The organism is Dactylosporangium sp. CA-052675 (assembly GCF_050947935.1).
GTDB lineage: Bacteria > Actinomycetota > Actinomycetes > Mycobacteriales > Micromonosporaceae > Dactylosporangium.
In genome coordinates this window covers 7120588-7146535 of record NZ_CP192010.1, presented here as the reverse complement: position 1 = coordinate 7146535, position 25948 = coordinate 7120588, and the positions used below count along the sequence as shown (strand labels likewise).

Here is a 25948-nt window from a genome sequence, read left to right as displayed (position 1 = left end):
AACGCAGCGACACAGCGCGCTGCCGCGGTGACGGTGTGAACGCTCACCGCGTGGGTGGCGCAGAACAGGCGTTCGGGCTGGTAGGTTCGCTTGCGTGTCGCGGACTCGAACCGAGCGCCTGGTGAATTTGGTGATCTGCCTGCTCGCTACGCGCCGTTTCCTGACCGCCGAGCAGATCGCGGCGATCGTGCCGGGCTACGAACACGATCCCAACGACGAGCGCGACCACGAGGCGTTCCAGCGCAAGTTCGAGCGCGACAAGGCGGAGCTGCGCGAGCTCGGCGTGCCGCTGGAGATGGGCACGGCGAGCATCTTCGACAACGAGCAGGGCTACCGCATCGCCCGGCGGGAGTATGCGCTGCCCGACATCCCGCTCGCCCCGGACGAGGCGGCCGCGGTCGGCATCGCGGTGCGGCTGTGGCAGCAGACCGGCCTGGCCGCGGCGGCGTCCTCGGGCCTGGCCAAGCTGCGGGCCGGCGGCATCGACGTGGACCCGCACGCCACCCTCGGCGTCGAGGCCGTCGTCACCGTCGATCCGGCCTTCGAGCCGCTGACGGCGGCGGTACGCGACCGGCAGGCGGTCACCTTCTCCTACGAGGTCCCCGAGCGCGACGCCGCCGGCGTGCGCCGCCTGCAGCCGTGGGGCGTGGTGTGCTGGCGCGGCCGGTGGTACGTCGTCGGCCACGACCTCGACCGCGGCGCCGAGCGCTGCTTCCGGCTGTCGCGGATCGTCAGCGGGGTGCGGCGCATCGGCCGGCGCGGCGCCTACGAGCCGCCCAAGACCGATCTCATCGCCAAGGTCGCGGGCTTCTCGGGGCCCGTCGAGCGGGTCGGGCGCGCCACCGTGCTCGTGCGGCCGGAGAAGGCCGCGGGGGTCCGGCGCTGGGCCGAGGAGTGCGTGCCGGGGCCCGACGGGGACCGGCTCACCCTGAGCTACTCCGACGCCGATCTGTTCGCCGAGTGGCTGGTGGGGTACGGCGCGGATCTGGTCGTCCTCGACCCGCCCGAGGTGCGTGACGGTGTCGTGCGCCGGCTGCGGGCCATCGCCGCCGCCTACGACCCCGCCGGCTCGCAGGTCGGGGTGCCGGCGTGACGAACTCCGCGGATCGCCTCGCGCGCATGCTCAACCTGGTGCCCTACCTGCAGGCCCGCCCCGGCATTACGATCGCCGAGGCCGCCGCCGACCAGGGCATCACCGACCGTCAGCTGCGCGAGGACCTCGAGCTGCTGTGGATGTGCGGGCTGCCCGGCTACGGCCCCGGCGACCTCATCGACATGGCGTTCGTCGGCGACAGCGTGACCCTGACCTACGACGCCGGCATCGGCCGCCCGCTGCGCCTCACGCCCGACGAGGCGCTCGCGCTCATCGTGGCCCTGCGCATGCTCGCCGAGACGCCGGGCGTCACCGCCGGGGACGGCGTGCACCGGGCCCTCGCGAAGATCGAGCACGCGGCCGGGGATCTCGCCGACGCGCCCGTCGCGGTGCGGCTCCCCGGCGCCTCCGACCGGCTGGAGGAGCTGCGCGGGGCCGTCGACCGGCGGCGGGCGCTGCGGATCACGTACTACACCGCCACCCGCGACGAGACCACCGAGCGCGTCGTGGACCCGATGCGCGTGCTGGTCGTCGGGCGGTGGGCCTACCTGGAGGCGTGGTGCCGCCGCGCCGAGGCCGTCCGGCTCTTCCGGGTCGACCGCATCGACGCCTCCACCGAGCTCGACGAGGCCGCGCAGGTACCGCTGCGGGCCCGGCCGACCGACACCCGCACCGGCACGCTGTTCACCCCGACGCCGGACCTGCCGCTGGTGACCCTGCGCGTCGGGCGGGGGGCGCGATGGATCACCGAGCAGTACCCGTGCGAGACGGTCGAGCGCGGCCCCGGCGAGCACTGGACGGTCTCGCTGCGCGCCTCCGACCTCGACTGGGCCCGGCGGCTCGTGCTGCGCCTCGGCGCCGAGGTCACCGTCGTGGCCCCGGCCGTGCTCGCCGAGGCGGTCGTCGCCGAGGCGAACGCGGCGCTGGCGGCCTACGTGCACTAAGGTCGATCACGTGCTGTGGTGGATCTCGGGCGGCATCGTCCTGCTCGCGCTGATCGTCCTGATCGTCGTCGCGCTGAGCGTCATGAGCCGGCTGCGCGCGTTCGACGACGCGGCGCGGGCGATGCAGGCGCGCCTGGAGGACGGCCAGCGCCGGGTCGAGCCGCGCCTCGCGACGCTCCAGCAGACCGTCGAGCAGATGATCCCGCAGCTGGAAGCCATGGCCGCCCAGCAGGCCGCCAAGCAGCAGGCGGTTGAGAACAGTTAACAATCCTGGCAGATAAACCCGGGCAAAGCGCACCTTTGTCCGGTCGGACGGTTGACGATCGGGCGGATCGGCGTCAACACTCGTCAGGACTTCAGCGGCCGGTCTCCATTCCGCAAACCCCGGCCTCTGCCCTCACCCTCCGGTGGTCAGTACGATGGGTGCGGCAGCTCGAATACAGTGAGGTGGCTTCACATGGGTGCAGTTAGGCCGTGGCACATCATCGTCCTGGTGGTGGTGCTGATCCTGCTGTTCGGCGCGAAGCGCCTGCCCGACGCGGCGCGTTCGCTCGGCCGGTCGATGCGGATCATCAAGGCGGAGACCAAGGGCCTCGCGGACGACGACGTCGACGCCAAGGCCGAGGCGCAGTCGGGTCGTGAGCCGCTGCGGGGTGAGATCGCCGACAACCAGGCCTCCCCGAGCCCGCGCGTCGACCCGGTTGACCACGCACGCGAGCGCTGAGGCGCGCTCCGGTCGTGAGCATCCTCGCCCGGCGGCGGGATAAGCAGCCGTCGAACTTCGAGCGCGCCGCAGATGGCTCCATGACGCTCTTGGAGCATCTGCGGGAGCTCCGGACCCGGCTCTTCCGAGCGTCGATCGCGATCGTGCTCGGCATGGTCGTCGGCTACCTCCTGCACAACTACATCCTGCACATCCTGCAGGACCCGTACTGTCTGCTGTCCGAGAAGCAGGTCCGCAACGCCAACAGCGGCAACCTGCCCGCGGGCTGGACGTGTCAGTTCGTCGCGCTCAAGGTGACCGACCCGCTGCTACTGACGCTGAAGATCTCGCTGTACACCGGCCTGATCCTCTCGTCGCCGTTCTGGATGTATCAGCTGTGGGCCTTCGTCGCCCCGGGCCTGCACAAGAGCGAGCGCCGGTGGGCCTACGTGTTCGCCGGCCTGGCCGCCCCGCTCTTCGCGGCCGGCGCGGTGCTCGCGTTCATCGTGGTCTCGAAGGGCCTCGAGTTCCTGATCAACTTCATGCCACCATCGACGTCGCTATTGCTGGAAGCGATGGCATACGTCGACTTCGTGACGGGCATGATGCTGGTCTTCGGCGTCGCCTTCGAGTTCCCGCTCGGCATCATGCTGGCCAACATCGCGGGCATCGCGACGGGCAAGCGCCTGCTGGGCTGGTGGCGCATCGCGGTCTTCATCTTCTTCGTCTTCGCCGCCGTGGCCACGCCGACGGCCGACCCGTTCGGCATGACGTTCCTGGCCCTGTGCATGTCGGTGCTGTACTTCGGCGCCGTCATCTTCGCCCTCGTCAACGACAAGCGGCGCAACCGCAACCGCCCGTCGTACGCGGGCATCGGCGACGACGAGGTCTCCTCGCTGGACGACTACGAGGTCGAACCGGTCGAGGCGGCGAGCCCGATCGGCGGCTACGACCAGATCGACGCCCCGACTCCGGTCGCGGCTCCGACGGCGGTCGACAAGCCCAAGCCGCTCGACAGCCGCTTCGACGACTTCACGTAAACCGCGCTCGTTCGGCTCATGGCGCCCCGGTCTTTCGAGACCGGGGCGTCGTTTTTGCGCGAAAAGTCGGGCGCTCCGCGCCACGACTTTTCGTATTTATACCCCGACGGGCGATAAGTCTGGAATCGGCGGCCCGGGGCGCGGACACGCCCGGGCGCGGGGAAGGGCGTGGCCACGCGGTACGGGCGAGGCGGCTGAGGTGCGAGGTGCGATGTCGACCACGGATGGCGGTGTGCGGCAGTGCGGCCCCGGAAGACAGCGGCGATACGGCGCCGTGGGCGGCATCAAGCAGCGGCGCAGTGGGGCCGAAACGGGAGGCGGCAGAGCAGGGGCGCGGCGAGGTTGAAGCGGGGAAGCAGCAAGGCGGCGGCGCGGTGAGGTCGAGGCGGGGGCAAGGCGGCGGCGCGGCGAGGTCGAGGCGCGACCGTGGCGAGAAGTGGCGTGGCGGTTGATCGCGGGTGGGTCGTTGAACGTTTACAGTCTCGCCCGTGAACATCGCGCTGCTCGCCAACCCCACCGCCGGCAAGGGTCGCCGGGCGGCGTTGCTCCCCGCGGTGAGCGAGCGGCTCGGCGCGTACGGGGCGGGCGTCGAGATCCTCGGCGCGAGTACGGCCGCCGACGCGAAGGAGCAGGCGCGCCTGGCGGTCGCCGAAGGGCGGTGTGACGCGCTCGTGGCCATGGGCGGCGACGGGACCGTCCACCTCGGGCTGCAGGCCGTGGCCGGGACCGGTACGCCGTTCGGGATCGTCCCGGCCGGGACCGGCAACGACTTCGCGGTGCGGCTGGGGCTGCCGGGCGAGCCCCTGGAGGCCGCCGCGAACGTCGCCGAGGCGCTGCGCGGCGACCGGACGCGGGCGATCGACCTGGTGTGGCTGGAGGGGGACGACGGGACGCGGGCCTGGTTCGGGGCGGTGCTCGCGGCCGGCTTCGACGCGTTCGTCAACGAGCGCGCCAACCGCATGCGGTGGCCGAAGGGGCCGCAGCGGTACAACCGGGCGATCGTCGAGGAGCTGGTGGCGCTGCGGCCCAGGCGGTACTCGATGAGCCTCGACGGCGCGGAAACCGTCTTCGACTCCGTCCTGGTCGCGGTCGGCAACACCGAGTCCTACGGCGGCGGCTTCCGCATCGCGCCCGGGGCCGACCCCACCGACGGGCTGCTCGACGTCGTCGTCGCCGAGCCGCTCGGGCGGCTCACGCTCATGCGGCTGCGGCCCAAGGTGCTCAAGGGCACCCACGTGCGCGACCGCCGGGTCAGCACGCACCGGGCCAAGGAGGTCAGGCTCGACGGGGCGGGGATCACCGCGTACGCCGACGGGGAGCGGATCTGTCCACTCCCCGTGACCATGTCGTGTGTACCGGGAGCGCTCACGCTCCTGGCCTGAGCGCTCAGGCGGCGTTGCGGATGCGCACCTTGACGCCGTTGCCCGAGGGCTCGGTGGACACGTCCGACTGCTCGACGTCCTCCGGCACCGAGAAGCTCCGGGAGAACGAGGACGAGCTGGACGAGGACGACGAGAAGTGCGCGCCGCCGGCGTCGTGGCTCTCCGAGGTACTGCTGCCGCCCGCGCCCTTGATCGTCAGGCGCCCGCCGGAGACCTGGACGTCGACGTTCGACGGGTCGATGCCCTCGACGGTGATGACGAGATCGTCGCCGTCGGTCGCGGTGCGCACCGACGCGGCGTGGGCGTGGTGCGCGGCGTTGCCCATGTCCTGCTCGAGGCGGGCGAGGGCGCTCGTGGGGTCCCAGCGGTTCAACGGCATGATGTACCTCCGCAGCAAGAATTCGTGTCGTTGCCTGCACTGTCGTCGCCGAACACCATCGCGACAAGCACAGAGGCGGTGTTGCGACACTGTTTCCCGGCGCGGCCGGAATTCAATCGCCACCCCGGACCGGCCCTACAGCAGCCGCAGGATTCCTCCCAGTCCGTGTATCTTGCCCGGTTCACTCTCCGGGAGGACAAGCACCGAGCAGCCGGCCGCCGCGGCGCCCGCGTCCGCCGGGGTGTCGCCGACCATGAGCGCCCGCTCGGGGTCGACGCGCAGCGCGGCGCACGCGTTCCAGAAGATGGCCGGGTCCGGCTTGACCCGCCCGACCTCGTAGGAGAGCACGAACGCGTCGACGAGGTCGGCGAAGCCCAGCTCGGCGGCGAGCTCGCGCAGGTCGAAGCCGATGTTGCTGACCACCGCGACGGGCACCCCGGCCGCGCGCAGGGCCCGCAGGGTCGGCACGGTGTCGGCGTAGAGCTCCCAGCCGTCGGCGAGCAGCAGCCGGTCGTACAACGGCGTCGCCAGCTCCTCGTCGACGGTCGCGGCCAGGCCCGTGTAGCAGGCCCGGTGCGCGTGCGCGGAGAGGTCGCGATCCGCCCAGACCTCGGCGAGGTGCGCGGGCACCCGCTGCGGCTTGGGGCCGCCGGCTCGCCCGGCGGTGGTGAGCCGGTCGGCCAGCACGGTCGCCTTGCCGCGCTCGAGGGTGTTGCCCAGGCTCTCGGCGGCCCGGGTCACCCACCGTACCGCGTCCTCGACCTGCGCAAGTGTCCCGTGGAAGTCCAGCAGCACCCCCTCGATCGGCCGTCGGGAAGTGAGTGACTCATCGCTTTCCGGCACGCCAGCACGATACCTAGGAGCGGATCCGGGCTTGCTTCGCCTAGCCTTGGGAGCGTGAGCGGTACTGAGGACATTGGGACGAGCCCCGCAGACCGCTATGAGGCCGCGCGGCAGCGGGCCGCGAGCGCCTCGCGGCAGCCGGCGCTCACCGAGTTCGCCGAGGAGCTGTCGTTCCTCCTCGACCCCTTCCAGGCCGAGGCGTGCGCGGCGCTGGAGCGTGGCACGGGCGTGCTGGTGTGCGCCCCCACCGGCGCCGGCAAGACGGTCGTCGGCGAGTTCGCCGTGCACCTGGCCCTGCGGCAGGGGCGCAAGTGCTTCTACACGACGCCGATCAAGGCGCTGTCCAACCAGAAGTACAACGACCTCGTCGAGCGCTACGGCGCCGAGCGGGTCGGCCTGCTCACCGGCGACAACGCGATCAACGGCGACGCGCCCGTGGTGGTCATGACCACCGAGGTGCTGCGCAACATGCTCTACGCCGGCTCCGCGACCCTGCAGGGCCTCTCCTACGTGGTCATGGACGAGGTGCACTACCTCGCCGACCGGTTCCGGGGCGCGGTGTGGGAAGAGGTGATCATCCACCTGCCCGAGTCCGTCACGCTGGTCTCGCTGTCCGCGACCGTCTCCAACGCCGAGGAGTTCGCCGACTGGCTCGTGACCGTGCGCGGCGAGACGTCCGTGGTCGTCAGCGAGCACCGGCCGGTGCCGCTCTGGCAGCACATGCTCGTGGGCAAGCGGATGTTCGACCTGTTCCACGACGCCGAGGCGGCGCAGAAGCACGACGTGCATCCGGAGCTGCTGCGGTACCACCGCGAGATGCTCCGCCGCGTCGAGCTGGCCGGCGGCGACCTGCGCCGCGGCAAGCGCGGCCGCTGGACCGGCCCCTATCGCCAGGAGATCGTCGAGCGGCTCGACCGCGAGGGCCTGCTGCCCGCGATCCTGTTCATCTTCAGCCGGGCCGGCTGCGACGCCGCCGTGCAGCAGTGCCTCGGCGCCGGGCTGCGCCTGACCGGGCCGGACGAACGCGCCGAGATCCGCACCATCGTCGAGGAGCGCACCAAGCACATCCCGAGCGAGGACCTGCAGGTCCTGGGGTACTGGGACTGGCTCGACGGCCTCGAGCGCGGGCTCGCCGCCCACCACGCCGGGATGCTGCCGGCGTTCAAGGAGGTCGTCGAGGAGCTGTTCGTCCGCGGGCTGGTCAAGGCCGTCTTCGCCACCGAGACCCTGGCGCTGGGCATCAACATGCCGGCCCGGTGCGTGGTGCTCGAGCGGCTGGTCAAGTTCAACGGCGAGGCGCACGTCGACCTGACGCCGGGGGAGTACACGCAGCTCACCGGCCGGGCCGGGCGCCGGGGCATCGACGTGGAGGGCCACGCCGTCGTGGTGTGGGCGCCGGAGATCGATCCCCGCCATGTCGCCGGGCTCGCCTCCACGCGCACGTACCCGCTGAAGTCGAGCTTCCGCCCGTCGTACAACATGGCCGTCAACCTCGTCGGCAGCGTCGGGTTCGCGGAGGCGCGCGAGCTGCTGGAGAGCTCCTTCGCGCAGTTCCAGGCCGACCGCTCGGTGGTCGGCCTGGCCCGCCAGGTGCAGCGCAACGCCGACACCATGGCGACCTACGCCGGGGAGATGGCCTGCCACCTCGGGGACTTCGAGCAGTACTTCTCCATCCGCGTGGCCATCGCCGAGCGGGAGAAGGCGATCGCGCGCCAGGGCGTGCAGCAGCGCCGGGCGGCCGCGCTGGAGTCGCTGGAGCGGCTGCGCTCCGGCGACGTGATCCGGGTGCCCGCCGGGCGCCGCTCCGGCCTGGCGATCGTCATCGACCCGGGCACCGGTGGCTTCGGCGAGCCGCGCCCGCTCGTGCTCACCGAGGACCGCTGGGCCGGGCGCATCTCCGGCGCCGACTTCACCCAGCCCGTCGAGCCGCTCGGCCGGGTGCGGGTGCCGCGGCAGTTCAACTACCGCTCCGCCCAGGACCGCCGCGACCTCGCCTCCCAGCTGCGCCGGGTCGAGTTCGCCCCGCCGGAGCGCGGCCGGCCGACCCGGTCCCGCAACGCCGCCGCGGCCGACGACCACGAGCTGGAGTCGCTGCGCGCGTCGCTGCGCCGCCACCCCTGCCACCGCTGCCCCGAGCGCGAGGAGCACGCGCGCTGGGCCGAGCGCCGCCACCGCCTCGAGCGCGACACCGAGGGCCTGCGCGGCAAGGTCGCCAGCCGCACCGGCTCGCTGGCGCGCACCTTCGACCGGGTCTGCGGGCTGCTCACCGACCGCGGCTACCTCTCCGAGGCCGGCGTGGTCACCGACGCCGGGCGCATGCTGGCCCGCATCTGGTCGGAGACCGACCTGCTCGTCGCCGAGTGCCTGCGCCGCGGGGTGTGGGACAAGCTCGGCCCGGCCGAGCTGGCCGCCGCGGTGAGCGTGCTCGTCTACGAGGCCCGCCGGGAAGCGGAAGACCGGGCATCGGTACCGCGGGGCGAGGTCACCGACGCCATCGACGCGACCCTGAAGCTCTGGGCCGACCTGCGCGACGACGAGGACTCGCGGGGCCTGCAGCTGACCCGGGAGCTGGATCTCGGGTTCGCGTGGCCGATGTACCGCTGGGCCCGCGGCGAATCCCTCACCAAGGTGCTCGGCAGCGTGCACGGGCTGGAGGGCGACATGCCGGCCGGCGACTTCGTGCGGTGGTCACGGCAGGTGCTGGATCTGCTCGGGCAGCTCACCGACGCCTCCGGGGCGCCGGAAACGGTCCGGCGTACGGCGCGGCAGGCGATGACGGCCATTACCCGCGGCGTTCTTGCCTATAGCGTAATGGGATAGTTTTTCGGTTTTCGCACGTGAGGTGGATTCGCAAAAATCGCTCGGATCCGTAATGATGCTCTCGCCGGTTCGCGGTGCATATCTGCGCGCGTCCCTTGGACGGAGGACATCGTGGGTCAATTGCACCATTTCACGTACGGCGCCATTACGCCGATCTTTGCCTTCGCCATGTCATTCCTGGGCTCGCTGCTGGGCCTGGTGAGCACCGCGCGGGCCCGGATCGCCACCGACACCCGCCGCCGCGCCTGGCTGCTGGTGCTCGCCGCGTGGTCGATCGGCGGCACCGGCATCTGGGTCATGCACTTCATGGCGATGGTCGGCTTCAGCGTGCAGGACAGCCCGCTGCGCTTCGACGTGCCGATCACGATCGCGAGCTTCTTCATCGCGGTCATCACCGTCGGCGTCGGGCTGTTCATCGTCGGGCTGGGCAAGCCGAAGCTGTGGAAGGTCCTCGTCGGCGGCCCGATCACCGGCGTCTCGGTCGCGTTCATGCACTACACGGGCATGAAGGCGATGCACATCAACGGCACCTTCGAGTACCGGACAAGCCTGTTCATCGCCTCCTACGCGATCGCGATCGTCGCCGCGACCGTGGCCCTGTGGTTCACGATCGTCGTGCGCGGCATGCTCGCGACCGTCGCCGCGGCGGCCGTGATGGGCGTGGCGGTCTGCAGCATGCACTACACCGGCATGTACGCCATGCGGGTCCACCTCCTGCACAGCACCGACAACGTGCCGGGCGTCGACGTCAACTGGTTCCTCGCCCCGATCGTGCTCTTCGTCCTGGTCGTGGTCATCGCGCTGGCCAGCGCCGTGATGGCCGTGCCCTCGGAGCGCGAGCAGGCCGAGGCGGCCGCCGTGCGCGACAAGATCGCCGCCGGCCGCGCGATGCGCGAGGAGGCCGGCCCGGTCTTCGGTGGTGGCCCCATCGGTGGCGGCGCCGTCGGCGGCGGCGCCGTCGGCGGCGTGGGCGCGGCACCGGCGCCGGGCGGGCAGGCGGCGGGGCGGGGTTTCGCGGCCCGGGCGGCCAATGGCATCGCGGACGCCCGTCGCCAGCGCGGCCGCTGAGTGTTGCATTCCTGACCCGTTTCCGCCTCGCCGGGTATTGGTGGGAAAACCGCGCGACTGTCCGATTTATCGGACACGGCGGGATGGATGCGGCGCGATGCTTCGTACCGTTTCCCGCGAATGCCGGCAGGGGGTCCCGCCGGCATGGCACCGAACGCGACGCCGGTATGACGGTGTGCCGCGTTTCCGGCGCGCCGCGGCTCGAATCCGGCGGGGGCCGGTCGTCACGCGTCGTCACGGGCCGCCTCCGGCCGGCTGGAGTCGCCGGGTGGTTAAGAGCGATATGGCGCCCGCCGGGCGAAAAATCCGATATGTCGGATCGCGGAGCGTCCGACATGTCGTCCCACGACGGCGAACGCGCGAGGGCGGCTCGTGGGCGAGACCGTGAACGCCCGCGAGCCGAGCGGCCGGAAGCGGATAATAGGACAGTGACCGATCCCCGGCCCCGCCCCAAGATGCGCTCCGTCGGCAGCACGCCCGAGGAGTTCGAGCGGGATCTCATCAGCAACCTGTACTACCGGCGTGGCACCACCCTCGAGTCGGCCAGCGGCTCCGACGGGTACCACACGCTCGCGCTCACGGTGCGGGACCGGCTGATCGAGCGGTACGCGAAGACCGCCGCCGCGCACTACGCGGCCAACCCGCGGTTCGTGTACTACCTCTCCGCCGAGTACCTGCTCGGCCGGCAGCTGCGGCAGAACCTGCTCTACACCGACACCGAGCGGTTCGTGCGCGACATCGCCAAGGAGCTCGGCACGAGCCTCGAGGATCTCGAGAGCTACGACGTGGAGCCGGGGCTGGGCAACGGCGGGCTGGGGCGGCTCGCCGCGTGCCTGCTCGACTCGATGGCGACCCTGGACATCCCGGCGGTCGGCTACGGCATCCGGTACGAGTTCGGCATCTTCAAGCAGGGCTTCCGCGACGGCGCCCAGGTCGAGCGGCCCGACGACTGGACGTTCTACGGCAACCCGTGGGAGTTCTCCGCCCCCGACGACCGGCAGCGGGTCGGGTTCTACGGCACCACCGCGCCCGCGCTGGACGACCCGAGCGGGCTGCGGCGGCAGTGGACGCCCGCCGAGACCGTGCGCGGCGAGCCCAGCCACATGCTGGTACCCGGCTTCGGCACGCAGACCGTCAACATCGTGCGGCTGTGGCAGGCGCGGGCCAGCCGCGAGTCGTTCGACCTGTCGCGGTTCGGTGCCGGGCAGTACAAGGAGGCCGTCGAGGACATCACGCGCGCGGAGAACATCTCCAAGGTGCTCTACCCCGACGACAGCACGGAGCAGGGCCGTGAACTGCGCCTGAAGCAGCAGTACTTCCTCGTCGCGTGCTCGCTGCGCGACATCATCCGCCGGTACCGCCTGCGCAACTCCGGCTGGGACGCGTTCCCCGCCAAGGTCGTCATCCAGCTCAACGACACCCACCCGGTCATGGCGGTCACCGAGCTCATGCGGCTGCTCGTCGACGAGCAGCAGCTGGACTGGGACCTGGCGTGGTCGATCACCCGGCGCACCTTCAACTACACCTGCCACACGCTGCTGCCCGAGGCCCTGGAGACCTGGCCGGTGGCGGTGCTGGAGCGGCTGCTGCCCCGGCACATGGAGATCATCTACGCGATCAACTACTTCTTCCTGCAGGAGGTCGAGGCGACGTACCCGGGCGACCGCGACCGCATGCGCCGGCTCTCGATCATCCAGGAGGAGCCGGAGAAGCGGGTGCGGATGGCGCACCTGGCGGTCGTCGCCTCCACCGCGGTCAACGGCGTCGCCGAGCTGCACACGAAGCTGCTCGCCGAGACGACGCTGCGCGACTTCGCCGAGCTGTGGCCGCAGAAGTTCCACAACGTCACCAACGGCGTCACCCCGCGCCGGTTCGTGCGCCTGGCCAACCCGCGGCTGTCGGAGCTGGTGACCGAGCGGCTCGGCGACGAGCGCTGGATCACCGACCTCGACCGGCTCGAGGGCCTGGTGCCGGCCGCCGACGACCCGGCGTTCCTGGAGCGCTGGCGGGCCGTGAAGCGCGCGAACAAGGTCGGCCTCGCGGCGCTGGTGGAGAAGTCGACCGGGGTGGTCCTCGACCCGGACGCGCTGTGCGATGTGATGATCAAGCGCTTCCACGAGTACAAACGCCAGCATCTGAAGCTGCTGCACGTCATCACGCTGTTCAACCGGCTGCGGGACGACCCGGGCCTGGACGTCGTGCCGCGCACCGTGCTCTTCGGCGGGAAGGCCGCCCCGGGGTACCACTCCATGAAGCTGTTGATCAGGCTCGTCAACGCGGTCGCGGAGGCGGTCAACACCGACCCGGTGGTGTCGCGCCACCTCAAGGTCGTGCTCCAGCCGGACTACAACGTGACCAAGGCGCAGGTCATCATCCCGGCCGCCGACCTGTCCGAGCAGATCTCGCTGGCCGGCAAGGAGGCGTCGGGCACCGGCAACATGAAGCTCGCGCTCAACGGCGCCGTCACCGCCGGCACCCTCGACGGCGCGAACATCGAGATCCGGGACCGGGTCGGGGCCGAGAACTTCTTCCTCTTCGGCCTCGACGCCGCCCGCGCGGCCGAGCTGCGCCGGGACTACAACCCGCGGGCGTACTACGAGACCGACCCCGACCTGCGCGCGGCCATCGACCTGATCGCCGGCGGCACCTTCGCCAAGGGCGACCGGTCCCTCTTCGCGCCGGTCGTCGACGCGATGCTCGGCCGCGACGAGTACCTGGCCCTGGCCGACTACCGCAGCTACCTCGACTGCCAGGAGCAGGTCGAGCGGGCGTGGCGGGACCAGGACGGCTGGGCCCGCATGTCGGTGCTCAACGCGGCCCGGTGCGGCTTCTTCTCCTCCGACCGGACCGTGCGCGACTACTGCGACCGGATCTGGCGCGTGGAGCCGGTGCGCGTCTCGGGCTGACCGATCAGCGTGATCGGTCAGGTTGATCGGTCAGGTTGATCGGTCAGGCTGATCGGTCACGCTGATCCGTCAGGCTGATCGGTCAGGTTGCCAGGGCGTCCACGATCCGCTTGGTGGCGCCGGCCAGGCCCCAGCGTTCGGCCAGGGCGATGAGCCCGTCGGGGTCGGCCGGCGCCGCGGGCAGCTTGGTCTCCAGCGGGGGCAGCGGCACCGCGCGCGAGACCGCCACGACGTCCTTCGCGCTCGCGAGGTACTCCCGCCCAGCCTCGATCTTCGCCCGCAGCCCCGGCGCGAAGCCCGAGCCCGGGTCGTCCAGCGCCGCGAGGATGCCCTCGAGGCTGCCGTAGCGGTCCACGAGCCGGGCCGCGGTCTTCTCGCCGACGCCGGCGACCCCGGGCAGGCCGTCGCTCGGATCGCCGCGCAGGGCCGCGAGGTCCGCGTAGCCGGCCGCCGGCACCCCGTACTTGCCGTGCACCCCGGCGTCGTCGAGCACCTCGAGCTTGGCGACGCCGCGCCCGCAGTACAGCACCCGCACCGGCTTGTCGTCGTCGATGATCTGGAACAGGTCCCGGTCGCCGGTGGCCACCTCGACCGGGCCGGGCTCGCGGTAGGCGAGCGTGCCGATGACGTCGTCGGCCTCGAAGTCCGGCGCGCCCACGGCGGTGATGCCCAGCGCGGTCAGGAACTCGAGGATGATCGGCACCTGGGCCGACAGCGCGTCCGGCACCTCCTCGCCGCCGGCCGGGGTGAGCCGGTGCGCCTTGTACGAGGGCAGCAGCGCGACCCGCCAGGCCGGGCGCCAGCTCTCGTCGAGGCAGCACACCATCCGGTCGGGGCGGCGGCCCTTGATGAGCGTGGAGAGCATGTCGAGGAACCCGCGCACGGCGTTGACCGGGGTGCCGTCCGGGGCCTTCGCGGCGGCCTCGGGCACGCCGAAGAACGCGCGGAAGTAGAGACTGGCCGAGTCGATCAGCAGCAGAGGGCGGTCCACCCTGGGGAGGCTAGCGCAGAACGTGGATGCGGGTGGTGGTCCCGGTCGTGCTGGTGTGTCGCTGCACCAGGTCGGCCAGGAAGTGCACCATCACCAGCCCCCGGCCGCGGCCGTGCGGCGGGCGCAGGCGGCCGATCATCGGGTTGGTGAGGTGGCCGAAGTCGCGGACCTCGCAGACCACGCGGCGCTCGTCGTACCAGGTGCGCAGGGTGCCGGAGCCGCCGCCGTGCTGGATGCTGTTGGTGGCGAGCTCGTTGACGGCGCTCTGCAGGTCCACGATGCGATCCGGCACCAGCTCGGCGTCCAGCCCCACCTCGGCCACCCGGCGGCGCACGTCGACCAGGCTCTCCAGCTCGAAGCGCAGCGTGGTCGCCCCGGCCGGGGGCTCGGAGAGCGGCACGTTGCCGGCTTCGACGGCGCCGTAGGGGTCGTAGGTGCCCGAGGGGTAGCGGCCGTTGTCGTCGACCATGACCGGGTGCGTGCGATGGGCGTCGTCGATGCGCTTCTGGTCGAGGCGAGCGAGGTCGTACGGGCACAGCAGCGTCACGTCGCGGCCGGACAGGGCCACGTTGACCATCGCCTCGTGCTGCAGGCAGCCCGGGTACTCCTCGGCGGTGCGCTCGGGCCACACCGTCTGCGCGACGATGCGCACCCGGCGGCCGGGGTGCTCGTCCATGAACCGGCACAGCACCCAGGGGATGATGCGGCCCGGGTTGCGCCCGGCCTCGGTCATGTCGAGGAACTCGACGCCCTCGGCGAACGCGCCCAGGCGCTCCCGCAGGAGTTTGACGTTGGTGGGCGTGGCGGCGACGATCGTCGGCTCGTCGAGGGAGAATCCCTCGTAGATGAACTTCATGGTGCCGTCGAGGAAGCCCACGACGCCCTCGTAGAGCAACGCCTCGTGCACGAACGGGTCCGCAACCCGTTCGCTGGGCGTCGGCGCGCTTGAGCGGCTCATGGAGATGCGCGGCTCGTCTCTGGAGGTCGGGCCCTTACTCAAGTTTCGCGCCCAGACTACGCCACGTTCCTAGATCCATCACCCCATCCGCCGGGATCGCCCGCGGCCCGGAGTCCCACGGGTCACACAGAAACCAAACGAACGTTAAGCTGTGCGTGTGGAGCTGTATTCCCCCGACCGGCTGGCCGCCGCCCGCCGCGCCGCGGCCGAGGCCGGGCTCGACGCCCTGCTGATCGGCCCGAGCGCTGACCTTCGCTACCTGACCGGCTACGACGCGCACGCCCTGGAGCGCCTCACCCTACTCGTCCTGCCCGCCGACGGGGACGCGGTGCTCATCGTCCCGCGCCTCGAGCGCCCCGCGGCCGAGGCGTCCCCGGCCGAGTCCGTCGGCGTGCGGCTCGTGGATCACGAGGACGGCAGCGACCCGTACCACATCGTGCGAGACCTCCTCGGCGACCGCGCCAAGACCGTCGGGCTCGGCAACCGCATGTGGGCCGAGCAGGTCCTGGCCCTGCGCGACGCGCTGCCTGACGCGAGCCAGGCCCTCGCCGGCGCCGTCCTGCGCGGCCTGCGCCTGCGCAAGACCCCGGCCGAGGTCGAGGCGCTGCGCCGGGCCGGCCGGGCCATCGACGCGGTGCACGGGCGGATGGGGGAGTGGCTGCGGCCCGGGCGCACCGAGGCCGAGGTCGCCGCGGACATCGCGGCCGCCATCCGCGAGGCCGGGCACGCCACCGTCGAGTTCACCATCGTCGCCGCCGGGCCCAACGGGGCCAGCCCGCACCACGGCGTCTCCGACCGGGTGATCCGCGCGGGCGAGCCGGTCGTCGTGGACATCGGCGGGGCGATGCCCGACGGGTACTGCTCCGACTCCACCCGCGTCTACTGCGTCGGCGAGCCGCCCGCGGACTTCGCCGCCTACTACGCCGTGCTGCACGAGGCCCAGCGCGCCGCGGTCGCGGCCGTGCGCCCCGGCGTCACCGCCGAGTCCGTCGACGCCGCGGCCCGCCGGCACATCGCCGAGGCCGGCTTCGGCGACGCGTTCCTGCACCGCACCGGCCACGGCATCGGCCTCGACGGGCACGAGGACCCTTACATCGTGGCCGGCAACGAGACCCCGCTCGAGCCCGGCATGGCGTTCTCGATCGAGCCCGGCATCTACCTCGCCGGCCGCCACGGCGCGCGGATCGAGGACATCGTCGTGTGCACCGAGGACGGCGTCGAGCGGCTCAACACCATCGGCACGGAGCTGGTGATCTTATGACCGTCGACCGGCCGTTCCTGTCGGATGAGGGCGCGGCGCTCATCGGGCTCGTCCGGGAGATCGCCGACGGCGAGCTGGCGCCGCGCGTCGAGGAGTTCGAGGCCGAGCGCCGCTTCCCCCGCGAGCTGTTCAAGGTCCTCGGCCGGGCCGGGCTGCTCGGCCTGCCCTACCCCGAGGAGGTCGGCGGGGCCGGGGTGCCCTACGAGCTCTACCTGCAGGTCCTCGAGGAGCTCGCGGCCCGCTGGCTGGCCGTGGCCGAGGGCGTCTCCGTGCACACCCTCGCCTGCTACCCCCTCGCCGCCTTCGGCTCCGACGAGCAGCGCAAGCGGCTGCTGCCCGACATGCTCGGCGGCGAGCAGCTCGGCGCCTACTGCCTCTCCGAACCGCACAGCGGCTCCGACGCCGCCGCGCTCAAGACCCGGGCCGAGGCCGGGCCGGACGGCTGGACCGTGCGCGGCACCAAGGCCTGGATCACCCACGCCGGCCAGGCCGACTTCTACAACGTCTTCGTGCGCACCGGCGGCCCGCAGACCGACGGGCGCTCGGCCGGCATCTCCTGCCTGCTCGTCGACGGCGCCACCCCGGGCGTCGAGGCCCAGGCGCCCGAGAAGACCATGGGCCTGCGCTCCTCGACCGTCGCCCAGCTCGTCTTCGACGGCGCCGTCGTGCCCGCCGACCGGCTCATCGGCGAGGAGGGCAACGGCTTCCGCATCGCGCTGCGCGCGCTGGACGGCGGCCGGCTCGGCATCGCCGCCTGCGCCGTCGGGCTCGCCCAGGCCGCGCTGGACTACGCCGCCGCCTACGCCCGCGAGCGCGAGCAGTTCGGCCGGCCGGTCGCCGAGTTCCAGGGCGTCGGGTTCATGCTCGCCGACATGGCGACGCAGATCGCCGCCGCCCGGGCGCTGTACCTCGCCGCCGCCCGCCTGCGCGACGCCGGACTCCCGCACACCGCCGAGGCGGCCAAGGCCAAGCTGTTCTGCACCGACACCGCGATGCGGGTCACCACCGACGCGGTCCAGGTGCTCGGCGGCGCCGGATACGTGTCGGACCACCCCGTCGAGCGGTACATGCGCGAGGCCAAGGTCCTGCAGATCTTCGAGGGCACCAACCAGATCCAGCGGGTGGTGATCTCCCGATCGCTGTAACCGCTTGCCCGGCAGGTTAGGGTTCGCACGTGGAAGAGACCGATCGCGCGATCGTCGCGGCCCTCGCCGTCGACGGCCGCCTGTCCTACACCGACCTGGCCGAGCGGGTCGGGCTGTCGGTGTCGGCCGTGCACCAGCGGGTGCGGCGGCTGGAGCAGCGCGGCGTCATCAAGGGGTACACCGCGAAGGTCGACCACGACGCGCTCGGCCTCTCGCTGACCGCCTTCGTCGCGATCCGGCCGCTCGACCCGTCCCAGCCCGACGACGCCCCCGACCGGCTGGCCAGGCTGCCGCAGATCGAGAGCTGCTACTCCGTGGCCGGCGAGGACTTCTACATGCTGCTCGTGCGCGTGGAGAACCCGCTCGCCCTGGAGCGGCTGCTGCAGGAGATCCGCTCGGCCGCCAACGTCACGACCCGCACGACGGTCGTGCTGTCGACGCCCTACGAGCACCGCCCTAGCGCGCGGCCCGCCTGATCGCGTCGAGCACCCGGTCCAGGTCGGCCAGGTCCTCCAGGGCCTCGTGGGCGCCCGCGGTCGCCAGCTCGCTGCGGGTGTACCGCCCCGTCGCCACCGCCACCACCCCGACGCCGCTGCTCAGCGCGGCGAGCACGTCCTCGGGCGTGTCGCCGACGAGCACCACCCGGTCGAAGTGCCGCCCGTTGCGGCTGTGCGCGTTGTGCCGGGCGATCCCCACCAGCTCCGCGCGCACGTCGTGGCTCCACCCGTACGCCCCCGCCTCGAGGTCCAGGTGCTCGGCCAGCCCGAACGGCGCCAGCTTCACCTCGGCGATGTGCCGCACGTTGCCGGTCAGCAGCGACTGCACCGTGCGCGTGCGGACCTCGGCCACGGCCTCGGCCGCCCCCGGCAGCGCCCGCGCCCGCACCGGCAGCAGGTGCGCGAGCTCGTCCATCGCCGTCTCGGCCCCCGCGCGCAGGTCCTCGAGGTTCCCCACGGTCACCGGTACCGCGTTCAGGCGCAGCATGTCCTTCGCGATCGCCAGGTCGGTCCGCCCGGCCATCGGCGGCTGATGCGCGGGCGCGACCCCGAACCGCCGCGTGAAGGCCAGGTTGTAGGCCTCCCGCCCCAGCCCGTCCACGTCGACCAGCGTGTGGTCCACATCCCAGAGCACCAGTACCCCGTCCACGCGCTGCAGCGTAGTGCGCCGCCCGCCGATCGCCCACGGGGGCCGCGGTCGCGCACGTTCGCGGGCACGGCGCTGCCGCAACCGGCACAATGTGCGCATGGGCGAGATCGTGGTCATACGGCACGGGCAGACCGAGTGGAGCGCCGCCGGCCGGCACACCTCGACGACGGACCTGGACCTCACGGCCGCGGGCGAGGACGGCGCCCGGTCCCTGGCCCGCGCGCTGGCCAACCGCGCCTTCGTGGCCGTCGTCAGCAGCCCGCGCCACCGGGCCCGCCGCACCGCCGAGCTGGCCGGCCTGATCGTCACCGAGATCGACAACGACATCGCGGAGTGGGACTACGGCACCTACGAGGGCCGCACGTCGGCCGAGATCCGGGCCGAGGCGCCGGACTGGGACCTGTGGCGCGACGGCTGCCCGGAGGGCGAGTCCCCGCAGCAGGTGACGATCCGGATGGACCGCTTCATCGCCAAGCTCCGCCCGATGCTGGTCCTGGGCGACGTGGCGGTGGTGAGCCACGGCCACGCGTCGCGCTCGCTGGCGGCGCGGTGGCTGGAGCAGCCTCTGACGTTCGGCGCCCACCTGACCCTCGGCACGGCGACGGTCTCGGTGCTCGGCCACGAGCACGACGCCCCGTCCCTGCGCCTGTGGAACGCCCCGCCGGCCTGACCCAGCCGGCCGCGCTGCCGGCCTGACCCAGCCGGCCGCGCTGCCGGCCTGACCCAGCCGGCCGCGCTGCCCGCCTGACCCAATTGGTTGCGCTGCCGGCCTGACCCAGTCGGCCGCGCTGCCGGCCTGATCCAGCCGGCCGCGTCGCCGGCCCGACCCAGTTGGTTGCGCTGCCGGCCGGACCAGTTGGTTGCGCCGCCGGCCGGACCAGTTGGTTGCGCCTGCGGAGCGCGCTGCCCGGCCTTACCCGGCCGTGACGAGCACGAGCACGAGCATGAGCCGCTGCGCCGCGCCTGCGCCGACCCGTCCGCGGCCAGGATGAGCGTGCTTGACAATCATTCGTCGCCCGTCAGGGTATAAATCGGATATGTCCGGATGCGGAGCGTTCGGACATATCCGCGCGGCAAGCCCCTACGTCGCAGGCCCCGGTGTCGATCCGGGCACTCCGCCCTTATGAGGGGCGGCCGAGCGGCCAACGCTCCGCCTGCGGTGAACAGTCCACAATGGATGGCGACACGCGTGATGATGCCGAGGCCACAGCCGGATTCGAACCGGCATGTCTCGATTTGCAGTCGAGCCCCTTGGACCAACTCGGGCATATGGCCGTGCGTGCCTCCGGCTGGACTCGAACCAGCGGCCTCCAGGTTCGGAACCTGGCGCTCTCTCCGCTGAGCTACGAAGGCAAGGCGTGCGGGCGGAGGGATTCGAACCCCCTCAGCAAGGGCAGCTGGGTTACAACCAGCCCCGACTCTCCAGCGTCGGCGCGCCCGCGCGAGGGACGGGACCGGCCGGCCCCCGTTGACGCGGCCGGCCCCGTCGGGAAGGGTGGTGCGGCTCCGATGCCCGGATTCGAACCGGGACCTGGACGGTGAACAGCCGTCTGCCCTGCCGTTGGGCGACATCGGAACGTGGATGCAGGGGCGGGATTCGAACCACGCGATTTCCGGCTTATGAGACCGGCGAGGACGACCGAGCTCCTCTACCCTGCCAGTGCGCCGCCGGGGACTCGAACCCCGAACACGCCGATGAAGAGTCGGCTGCTCCACCTGTTGAGCCAGCGGCACGTCGAGGCGCGGACGGGGACTCGAATCCACGCCCGGCCTGCATACGTCACACACACGCGAAGTGCCCCCGGCGCGATTCGAACGCGCACCGTCGACGTCCTCAACGTCGTGCCTCTGCCGTTGGGCTACGAGGGCATGCACACCAACGCACCGTCGACCGGGTTCGAACCGGCGACCTCGGCCTCGACAGGGCCTTGCTCTTCCACTGAGCTACGACGGCATGCGTGGACCTGAGCGGATTCGAACCGCTGACCCTCGGTCTGCCGGACCGATGCGCTACCGCTGCGCCACAAGCCCATGGTGCCGCCGGCGGCCAGCCCGCCACACGGCACACGAAAACCACCATGCGTGTGCCATTCCACTGTGTACTTGTCAATTGCACGAATGCACCGGGGCGCGTTCGATCGCCCATTCACGAATCGTCGTGAACGGTGGAGTGAGGGCACGAAAAAGCCGCCCGGTCCCCGGTGGGGAGGGCGGCGGAGGCGTTGCTAGCGGGCTGCTAGCCGCTCCACCGGCCCGAGGCGTTATCGCTGGTCATACAGGCATAACCGGCGACCGGAAGGGCAAGGCCGCCCATGGCGCGCTTGGCTTCGAGCTCGCGGCGCCGCTGCATGGCTTCCTCCCTCTTCCCGGTTCGTTTCGTCTCGGTGCTGATGAATACAGTACGCATTTCGTGGCGACCGCACAATGCATTTGTCGCGCCGCCGTCCGCAACGGCCCATTGGTGCGGGGGCCGGGGGGCGGTACCTTCCCCCCATGCCGTACCTGAGCGACACGCGGTGGGACGAGCCGCCGCCGGTGTGGCTGCTCGACGTCGACGGCGTCATCAACGTGAAGCGCCCGGGCTGGGGCGCGGCGCCGTTGCAGGGCCGCGCGTACGCGCTCGGCGCCGAGTGGCGGCTACGCTGGGCGCCCGCGCTCGTGCAGCGCATCCGCCGGCTGCACCGCGACGGCGTGGCCGAGGTGCGCTGGTGCTCGACGTGGTGCGCGTGGCCGGGCGAGGTCGAGCGCCTCTTCAAGCTGCCGGGCCTGGATCGGGCGTTCGGGGAGGTGCCCGACTTCTCGGTGGCCAAGCTCGCCGCGGCCCGCACGGTGCTGCGCGAGGGGCGCCGCCTGGTGTGGACCGACGACGTGGAGGTGCCCGAGCCCGGCCCGCTGCACGACGAGCTGGTGCGGGACGGGCGGGCCCTGCTCATCCGGCCGGACCCGCGGCGCGGGCTGCAGCCGAGGCACCTCGACGCGATCGAGGCGTTCTGCACCACACCGCTTGAATCGTGAACCTTCTGTGTGACATATTATCTGTATGACCGACTATGGCCACGACCTGCGCTTCGGGACCTTCCTGCCCGCCGAGGCCGCCAACGCCGTCGAGGCGCTGCGGCTCGCGGTGCGCACCGAGGAGCTCGGGCTGGACCTGACGAGCCTGCAGGACCACCCGTACCAGGGCCGCTTCCTGGATTCCTGGACCCAGCTGTCGGTGATCGCCGCGCACACCGAGCGGATCACGGTGTTCCCGAACGTCGCCAACCTGCCGCTGCGCCCGCCCGCGGTGCTCGCCCGGGCCGCGGCCAGCCTGGACCTGCTCACCGGCGGCCGGGTCGAGCTCGGCCTGGGCGCGGGCGGGTTCTGGGACGCGATCGAGGGGATGGGCGTCGAGCGGCGCACCCCCGGCCAGGCGCTGCGGGCGCTCGAGGAGGGCATCGCGGTCATCCGGGCGCTGTGGAGCGAGGAGCGCTCGGCCCGGGTCGACGGGGAGTACTACCGGCTGCGGGGCGCGCACCCCGGCCCCGGCGCGGCGCACGACATCGGCATCTGGGTCGGCGCGATCAAGCCGCGCGCGCTCGCACTGACCGGCCGGCTCGCCGACGGGTGGCTGCCCAGCTCGCCGTACGTGCCGCCGGAGCAGCTCGCCGAGTCCAACCGGCGCATCGACGAGGCCGCGCAGGCCGCGGGCCGGCAGCCGCAGGACGTGCGCCGCCTCTACAACATCGCCGGCACCTTCCGCGGCGACGGCCGCGAGTTCCTGCAGGGGCCGCCGAAGGTCTGGGTGGAGCAGCTCGCCGAGCTCGCGGTCACCGAGGGCATGAGCGCGTTCATCCTCATGGTGCGGGCCGGCGGCGACGAGGATCTGGAGCGCTTCGCCATGGAGGTGGCGCCGGCGGTCCGGGAGCTGGTCACCGCCGAGCGCGGCCGCCCGGGCGCGAACCGCGCACGCAAGGACGACGAGGAAGGCGAGGACGGCGAGGGCGCCGAGGCGGCGGAGGCCGTCGACGCCGTCGAGGTCATCGAGGTCGCGCCGCCGGGAGCCGTGCCGGTGCGCGCGTACAACGAGACCCTCGCGACCCCCACGGCGGACGACGGCACCCGCCTGTCGAGCGAGCGGCTGTGGGACGAGTCCGAGCGCCCGGAGGGCCCCGAGAGCGACCTCACCGTGCGCTACAGCGCGCGGCAGCGCGCGTCGGGCCAGCACCTCATCGACGTGCACGACCACCTGCGGCAGGAGCTGGCCCAGGTGCGCGACCTCGTGGAGCAGGTCGCGGCGGGCGCCCTCGACCTCGGCCGGGCCCGCTCGATGATCAACACGATGGCCATGCGGCAGAACAACTGGACCCTCGGCACGTACTGCGAGAGCTACTGCCGCGTGGTCACCACCCACCACACGATCGAGGACATGAGCCTGTTCCCGCGCCTGCGGGCGGCCGACCCCCGGCTCGTGCCGGTCGTCGACCGCCTCGAGGCGGAGCACCACGTGATCGCCGAGGTCCTCGAGCGGGTCGACGCGGCGCTGGTGGCGATGGTCGCGCGGCCGGAGGGCATCGCCGAGGTCCGCGCCGCGGTCGACCTGCTCACCGACACGCTCCTGTCGCACCTGTCCTACGAGGAGCGTTCCCTGGTCGAGCCGCTGAGCCGCTACCAGGTGATGTGAGTCGCGGCGGCCGAGGCGTCCCAGAGCCGGGCGGCGGCCCCGGGGTCGAGCGCGTAGGCGGCGACCCCGGTGCGCGTCCCCGGCCGGTTGGGCTCGGCCTCGCGGCAGTCCTCGTAGTACCGGCCGCCGACGCCGTCCGCCGCCGGGGACGCGGCCAGCAGAGCCGAGGTCGCCGCGCCCTGCTCCGGGGTCTTCCAGCGGATCGGCACCCCGCCGTTGGCCGCCGTCGCGGTCCGGACCAGCTCGTCCACGTCGATGTGGCGCTGCAGGTTGGTGCGGATGCCGCCGGGGGCGGTCGCCTCGCCCGCGGCGGTGCCGCGCACCGCGAGGGTGACCGCGGCCCCGGCGCCGGCCAGGGCGCGGGCGGTCTCGATGCCGATCCCCGACGCCCCGCCGGTGACGACCGCGCGCCGGCCGGCGAGGTCGACGCCCGCGAGGACCTCGGCCGCCGTGGACTCGAACCCGAAGCCGCTCATCGCCGGATCTCCTGGACGCTGAGGTCCCAGAGGCGCTCGGCGGCCTCCGGGTCGAGCGCGTGCGCCGCGACGCCCGTGCGCGTGCCCGGCTGGTGGGGGCCGGCCTCGGCGCAGTCCTCGAAGTACTTCCCGCCGACTCCGGATTTCCCGCCGGCTCCGTCCAGCAGCGGCGAGGCGGCCAGCAGCACCGACGTCGCGGCACCCTGCTCGACGGACTTGAAGTGCGGCGCGGCGTCGCCGGTCTGCTCGCGCATGCGCTGGAGCTCGGCGGGGTCGACGTACCGCTGCAGGTTCGTCCGGATGGAGCCGGGGTGCAGCGCGTTGACGAGGATGCCGTCGCCGGCCCAGCGCCGGTCGGCCTCGACGGCGAAGAGCACGTTCGCGGTCTTCGACTGCCCGTAGGCGAGCCACGGATCGTACTCGCGCCGCTCGAAGTGGATGTCGTCGAACACCACGGCCGAGAAGAGGTGCGCGCTGGAGGAGACCGACACGACCCGCGCGCCGTGCGCGGCCCGCAGCGCCGGCAGCAGCCCGGTGGTGAGCGCGAAGTGCCCGAGGTGGTTGGTGGCGAACTGCAGCTCCCAGCCCTCGGGGGAGCGGCCCAGCGGCCGGGCCATGACGCCGGCGTTGTTGACGAGGATGTGCAGGGGTCCGTCCCACGCCTCGGCGAAGGCCCGCACCGACGCCTGGTCGGCCAGGTCGAGCGGCGCCACGAACAGCCGCTGGTTGCCCGTGGTCGCGGTGATGTCCCCGGCGGTGCGCCCGCCCGCGGCGGTGTCACGCACGGCGAGGGTCACCTCGGCGCCGGCGGCGGCCAGCGCGCGGGCGGTCTCGACGCCGATCCCGGACGCGCCGCCGGTCACGACCGCGCGGCGCCCGGTCAGGTCGACCCCGGCGAGCACCTGGGACGCGGTCGAGTCCCAGGCGAACGGTGTGCTGATGGTCATGTTCCTCTCCTGTCGGTACCATCTCAAACGGAGGAGCCTCCAGATGTCCCAACCGTAACCGGAGGCGCCTCCGATTGACTCGCCCTTGGAGTGTGACGTGACCCACCCCGCCCGTCCCCTGCGGGCCGACGCCCAGCGCAACCGCGACCGCCTGCTCGAGGCCGCCCTGCGGGCCTTCGCGAACGAGCCGAGCGACGAGGTGACCCTGGAGCGCGTGGCCCGCGACGCCGGCGTCGGCATCGGCACCCTCTACCGCCACTTCCCGACCCGGGAGGCGCTGATCGAGGAGGTGTACCGCGCGGAGCTCACCCGCCTCTGCGAGTCCGCTCCGCGCCTGCTGGCGGAGCTGGCCCCCGATGCCGCGCTGCGCGCCTGGATGGATGCCTTCATCGACTACTCGGCGACCAAACGGGGCCTGGCGGAGGCCCTGCGCACGGTCATCGCCGCTGGCGGGCAGCCCTTCGCGCAGAGCCGGGCGCGCATGGAGTCGGCTCTGGCGGAACTCCTGGCCGCAGGCGCCGGCTCGGGCCTGCGGCAGGACGTCGACCCTTACGACGTGCTGGTGGCGCTCAGCTCCGTCTCCCTGTGGGTGTCGGAGCCGCAGCGCCGGGCCCAGGGCGGCCGGGTCCTGGACCTGCTGATGGACGGCCTCCGGTTCGCCGGGTAGGCCGCGGGCCGTGCGCCGCGATCAGCCGTTCTCGTCCTTCTCGCGCTGGATCGCCAGCTCCAGGGCGAGCACGGCGCACAGGATGAGCAGGTGGTTCTCGCCCTCGGCGATGTTCACCGCGTAGCTGTCGCGGATCGTCAGCCAGCGCTTGGAGACCTGGGCCACCTCGCGGCCGCCCCGCTCCACCGTGAACTCGTGGTCGAAGAGGTTCCCGGCCATGGTCAGGTCGTCCGGCCCGGGCACGTCAATGGTGAACTTCTCGCGGAACGGCGTGAAGAGCTTCTTGCGCACCTCGGCGGCCTCCTCGCCGCCGATCTCGATCTGGTACGTCGGGCGCAGCGCGATGAGCTTGCGATGCACGGAGGCGACCTCGTTGCCGGCGGGGTCCTCGACGACGAGCCGGTCGCGCAGGCTCAGCACCTTGCCGTCGACGTGCAGGACCTTGCGCCCGTGGTCGTCGGTGACGTCGAAGTCGTCGCCGATGTCGAAGAAGCGCTCCTTGATGACATACATGCC

At 72.3% G+C, this 25948-nt stretch carries 24 protein-coding genes and 9 tRNA genes; 16 read left to right on the top strand and 17 right to left on the bottom strand.

Annotation, left to right across the window (positions count from 1 at the left end):
* The first annotated feature begins 94 nt into the window (after window positions 1–94).
* The 6 genes from ACQP1P_RS31890 to ACQP1P_RS31865 all read left to right on the top strand — a co-directional run bounded on the left by ACQP1P_RS31890 (window position 95) and on the right by ACQP1P_RS31865 (window position 5162).
* Complete coding sequence (locus ACQP1P_RS31890) at window positions 95–1093, top strand: helix-turn-helix transcriptional regulator (RefSeq protein WP_433076455.1); 999 nt, start codon at window positions 95–97, stop codon at window positions 1091–1093.
* Window positions 1094–1119: 26 nt separating this feature from the next.
* Window positions 1120–2037, top strand: a complete 918-nt coding sequence (locus tag ACQP1P_RS31885; RefSeq protein ID WP_433090184.1) for a helix-turn-helix transcriptional regulator — start codon at window positions 1120–1122, stop codon at window positions 2035–2037.
* A gap of 10 nt (window positions 2038–2047) precedes the next feature.
* Window positions 2048–2302, top strand: a complete 255-nt coding sequence (locus tag ACQP1P_RS31880) for a hypothetical protein (protein WP_433076453.1) — start codon at window positions 2048–2050, stop codon at window positions 2300–2302.
* 192 nt (window positions 2303–2494) lie between these two features.
* A complete protein-coding gene (gene tatA / locus ACQP1P_RS31875) occupies window positions 2495–2761 on the top strand; it encodes a Sec-independent protein translocase subunit TatA (protein WP_350613357.1) in 267 nt (88 codons plus the stop codon).
* An 80-nt stretch (window positions 2762–2841) separates the two neighbouring features.
* Entirely contained in the window at window positions 2842–3780 is a 939-nt protein-coding gene (tatC, locus tag ACQP1P_RS31870) for a twin-arginine translocase subunit TatC (RefSeq protein WP_433076451.1), read from the top strand.
* Window positions 3781–4268: 488 nt separating this feature from the next.
* Window positions 4269–5162, top strand: a complete 894-nt coding sequence (locus ACQP1P_RS31865) for a diacylglycerol kinase (RefSeq protein WP_433076449.1) — start codon at window positions 4269–4271, stop codon at window positions 5160–5162.
* A gap of 4 nt (window positions 5163–5166) precedes the next feature.
* Here ACQP1P_RS31865 and ACQP1P_RS31860 read toward each other — a convergent pair whose 3' ends face one another.
* The gene (locus tag ACQP1P_RS31860) at window positions 5167–5541 is read right to left on the bottom strand and encodes an Hsp20 family protein (protein WP_433076447.1); all 375 of its coding nucleotides are present in this window, start codon (window positions 5539–5541) and stop codon (window positions 5167–5169) included.
* Window positions 5542–5676: 135 nt separating this feature from the next.
* Window positions 5677–6384 carry an HAD family hydrolase gene (locus tag ACQP1P_RS31855; RefSeq protein ID WP_433076445.1) on the bottom strand — a complete coding sequence of 236 codons (708 nt, stop codon included), beginning with the start codon at window positions 6382–6384 and terminating at the stop codon, window positions 5677–5679.
* Window positions 6385–6438: 54 nt separating this feature from the next.
* On the opposite strand from ACQP1P_RS31855, the gene ACQP1P_RS31850 reads away from it, so the two are divergent.
* The 3 genes from ACQP1P_RS31850 (at window position 6439) to ACQP1P_RS31840 (ending at window position 13178) form a co-directional block, all read left to right on the top strand.
* The gene (locus ACQP1P_RS31850) at window positions 6439–9204 is read left to right on the top strand and encodes a DEAD/DEAH box helicase (protein ID WP_433076443.1); all 2766 of its coding nucleotides are present in this window, start codon (window positions 6439–6441) and stop codon (window positions 9202–9204) included.
* Between the two features lie 168 nt (window positions 9205–9372).
* Entirely contained in the window at window positions 9373–10272 is a 900-nt protein-coding gene (locus ACQP1P_RS31845; RefSeq protein WP_433076441.1) for an MHYT domain-containing protein, read from the top strand.
* A gap of 428 nt (window positions 10273–10700) precedes the next feature.
* Window positions 10701–13178: a glycogen/starch/alpha-glucan phosphorylase gene (locus tag ACQP1P_RS31840; RefSeq protein ID WP_433076440.1), complete on the top strand. Its 2478-nt coding sequence runs from the start codon at window positions 10701–10703 to the stop codon at window positions 13176–13178.
* 82 nt (window positions 13179–13260) lie between these two features.
* On the opposite strand, the gene ACQP1P_RS31835 is transcribed toward ACQP1P_RS31840, so the two are convergent.
* Both ACQP1P_RS31835 and ACQP1P_RS31830 read right to left on the bottom strand, forming a co-directional pair.
* The gene (locus ACQP1P_RS31835) at window positions 13261–14169 is read right to left on the bottom strand and encodes a 5'-3' exonuclease (RefSeq protein ID WP_433076438.1); all 909 of its coding nucleotides are present in this window, start codon (window positions 14167–14169) and stop codon (window positions 13261–13263) included.
* 10 nt (window positions 14170–14179) lie between these two features.
* Entirely contained in the window at window positions 14180–15076 is an 897-nt protein-coding gene (locus ACQP1P_RS31830; protein ID WP_433076436.1) for an anti-sigma factor RsbA family regulatory protein, read from the bottom strand.
* A gap of 208 nt (window positions 15077–15284) precedes the next feature.
* Here ACQP1P_RS31830 and ACQP1P_RS31825 point away from each other — a divergent pair, with 208 nt between their 5' ends.
* From ACQP1P_RS31825 to ACQP1P_RS31815, 3 genes are read left to right on the top strand one after another with little or no spacing between them, the layout of a single operon-like run.
* Window positions 15285–16388 (top strand): M24 family metallopeptidase, encoded by a 1104-nt coding sequence (locus ACQP1P_RS31825; protein WP_433076434.1) that lies wholly within the window; start codon window positions 15285–15287, stop codon window positions 16386–16388.
* The gene (locus ACQP1P_RS31820; protein WP_433076432.1) at window positions 16385–17533 is read left to right on the top strand and encodes an acyl-CoA dehydrogenase family protein; all 1149 of its coding nucleotides are present in this window, start codon (window positions 16385–16387) and stop codon (window positions 17531–17533) included. The genes ACQP1P_RS31825 and ACQP1P_RS31820 overlap by 4 nt, the downstream gene beginning before the upstream one ends.
* Before the next feature lie 29 nt (window positions 17534–17562).
* On the top strand, window positions 17563–18009 hold the full coding sequence (locus ACQP1P_RS31815) for an Lrp/AsnC family transcriptional regulator (RefSeq protein ID WP_433076430.1): 447 nt from the start codon (window positions 17563–17565) through the stop codon (window positions 18007–18009).
* Here the strand turns inward: ACQP1P_RS31815 and ACQP1P_RS31810 are convergent.
* Window positions 17990–18679, bottom strand: a complete 690-nt coding sequence (locus ACQP1P_RS31810; RefSeq protein WP_433076428.1) for an HAD family hydrolase — start codon at window positions 18677–18679, stop codon at window positions 17990–17992. The two genes, ACQP1P_RS31815 and ACQP1P_RS31810, sit on opposite strands and share 20 nt — an antisense overlap.
* Window positions 18680–18776: 97 nt before the next feature.
* Between ACQP1P_RS31810 and ACQP1P_RS31805 the strand changes: the two genes are divergently transcribed.
* Window positions 18777–19349, top strand: coding sequence for a histidine phosphatase family protein (locus ACQP1P_RS31805; protein ID WP_433076427.1), 573 nt, complete (start codon window positions 18777–18779; stop codon window positions 19347–19349).
* A 531-nt stretch (window positions 19350–19880) separates the two neighbouring features.
* Here the strand turns inward: ACQP1P_RS31805 and ACQP1P_RS31800 are convergent.
* The 9 genes from ACQP1P_RS31800 to ACQP1P_RS31760 all read right to left on the bottom strand — a co-directional run bounded on the left by ACQP1P_RS31800 (window position 19881) and on the right by ACQP1P_RS31760 (window position 20710).
* A tRNA-Cys gene (locus ACQP1P_RS31800) sits at window positions 19881–19954 on the bottom strand.
* A 5-nt stretch (window positions 19955–19959) separates the two neighbouring features.
* Window positions 19960–20032: transfer RNA gene (locus ACQP1P_RS31795), tRNA-Arg, on the bottom strand.
* Window positions 20033–20038: 6 nt separating this feature from the next.
* Window positions 20039–20120 (bottom strand) — tRNA-Tyr (locus ACQP1P_RS31790).
* Window positions 20121–20183: 63 nt separating this feature from the next.
* Window positions 20184–20255 (bottom strand) — tRNA-Asn (locus tag ACQP1P_RS31785).
* A gap of 3 nt (window positions 20256–20258) precedes the next feature.
* A tRNA-Met gene (locus ACQP1P_RS31780) sits at window positions 20259–20339 on the bottom strand.
* A 1-nt stretch (window position 20340) separates the two neighbouring features.
* A tRNA-Lys gene (locus ACQP1P_RS31775) sits at window positions 20341–20413 on the bottom strand.
* A 62-nt stretch (window positions 20414–20475) separates the two neighbouring features.
* A tRNA-Leu gene (locus ACQP1P_RS31770) sits at window positions 20476–20548 on the bottom strand.
* A gap of 13 nt (window positions 20549–20561) precedes the next feature.
* Window positions 20562–20633 (bottom strand) — tRNA-Asp (locus tag ACQP1P_RS31765).
* Between the two features lie 5 nt (window positions 20634–20638).
* A tRNA-Ala gene (locus ACQP1P_RS31760) sits at window positions 20639–20710 on the bottom strand.
* Between the two features lie 462 nt (window positions 20711–21172).
* Between ACQP1P_RS31760 and ACQP1P_RS31755 the strand changes: the two genes are divergently transcribed.
* Together ACQP1P_RS31755 and ACQP1P_RS31750 are read left to right on the top strand one after the other, a co-directional pair.
* Window positions 21173–21694, top strand: coding sequence for an HAD domain-containing protein (locus tag ACQP1P_RS31755; protein WP_433076425.1), 522 nt, complete (start codon window positions 21173–21175; stop codon window positions 21692–21694).
* Window positions 21695–21719: 25 nt separating this feature from the next.
* Window positions 21720–23342 carry an LLM class flavin-dependent oxidoreductase gene (locus ACQP1P_RS31750; protein ID WP_433076423.1) on the top strand — a complete coding sequence of 541 codons (1623 nt, stop codon included), beginning with the start codon at window positions 21720–21722 and terminating at the stop codon, window positions 23340–23342.
* Here the strand turns inward: ACQP1P_RS31750 and ACQP1P_RS31745 are convergent.
* Window positions 23327–23818, bottom strand: coding sequence for a hypothetical protein (locus tag ACQP1P_RS31745; RefSeq protein WP_433076421.1), 492 nt, complete (start codon window positions 23816–23818; stop codon window positions 23327–23329). The two genes, ACQP1P_RS31750 and ACQP1P_RS31745, sit on opposite strands and share 16 nt — an antisense overlap.
* A complete protein-coding gene (locus ACQP1P_RS31740) occupies window positions 23815–24765 on the bottom strand; it encodes an SDR family NAD(P)-dependent oxidoreductase (protein ID WP_433076419.1) in 951 nt (316 codons plus the stop codon). The genes ACQP1P_RS31745 and ACQP1P_RS31740 overlap by 4 nt, the downstream gene beginning before the upstream one ends.
* A gap of 97 nt (window positions 24766–24862) precedes the next feature.
* Between ACQP1P_RS31740 and ACQP1P_RS31735 the strand changes: the two genes are divergently transcribed.
* Window positions 24863–25432, top strand: coding sequence for a TetR/AcrR family transcriptional regulator (locus ACQP1P_RS31735; RefSeq protein WP_433076417.1), 570 nt, complete (start codon window positions 24863–24865; stop codon window positions 25430–25432).
* A 21-nt stretch (window positions 25433–25453) separates the two neighbouring features.
* Here the strand turns inward: ACQP1P_RS31735 and ACQP1P_RS31730 are convergent, their stop codons facing one another.
* Complete coding sequence (locus tag ACQP1P_RS31730) at window positions 25454–25945, bottom strand: LURP-one-related/scramblase family protein (protein ID WP_433076416.1); 492 nt, start codon at window positions 25943–25945, stop codon at window positions 25454–25456.
* Between the last annotated feature and the right edge of the window lie 3 nt (window positions 25946–25948).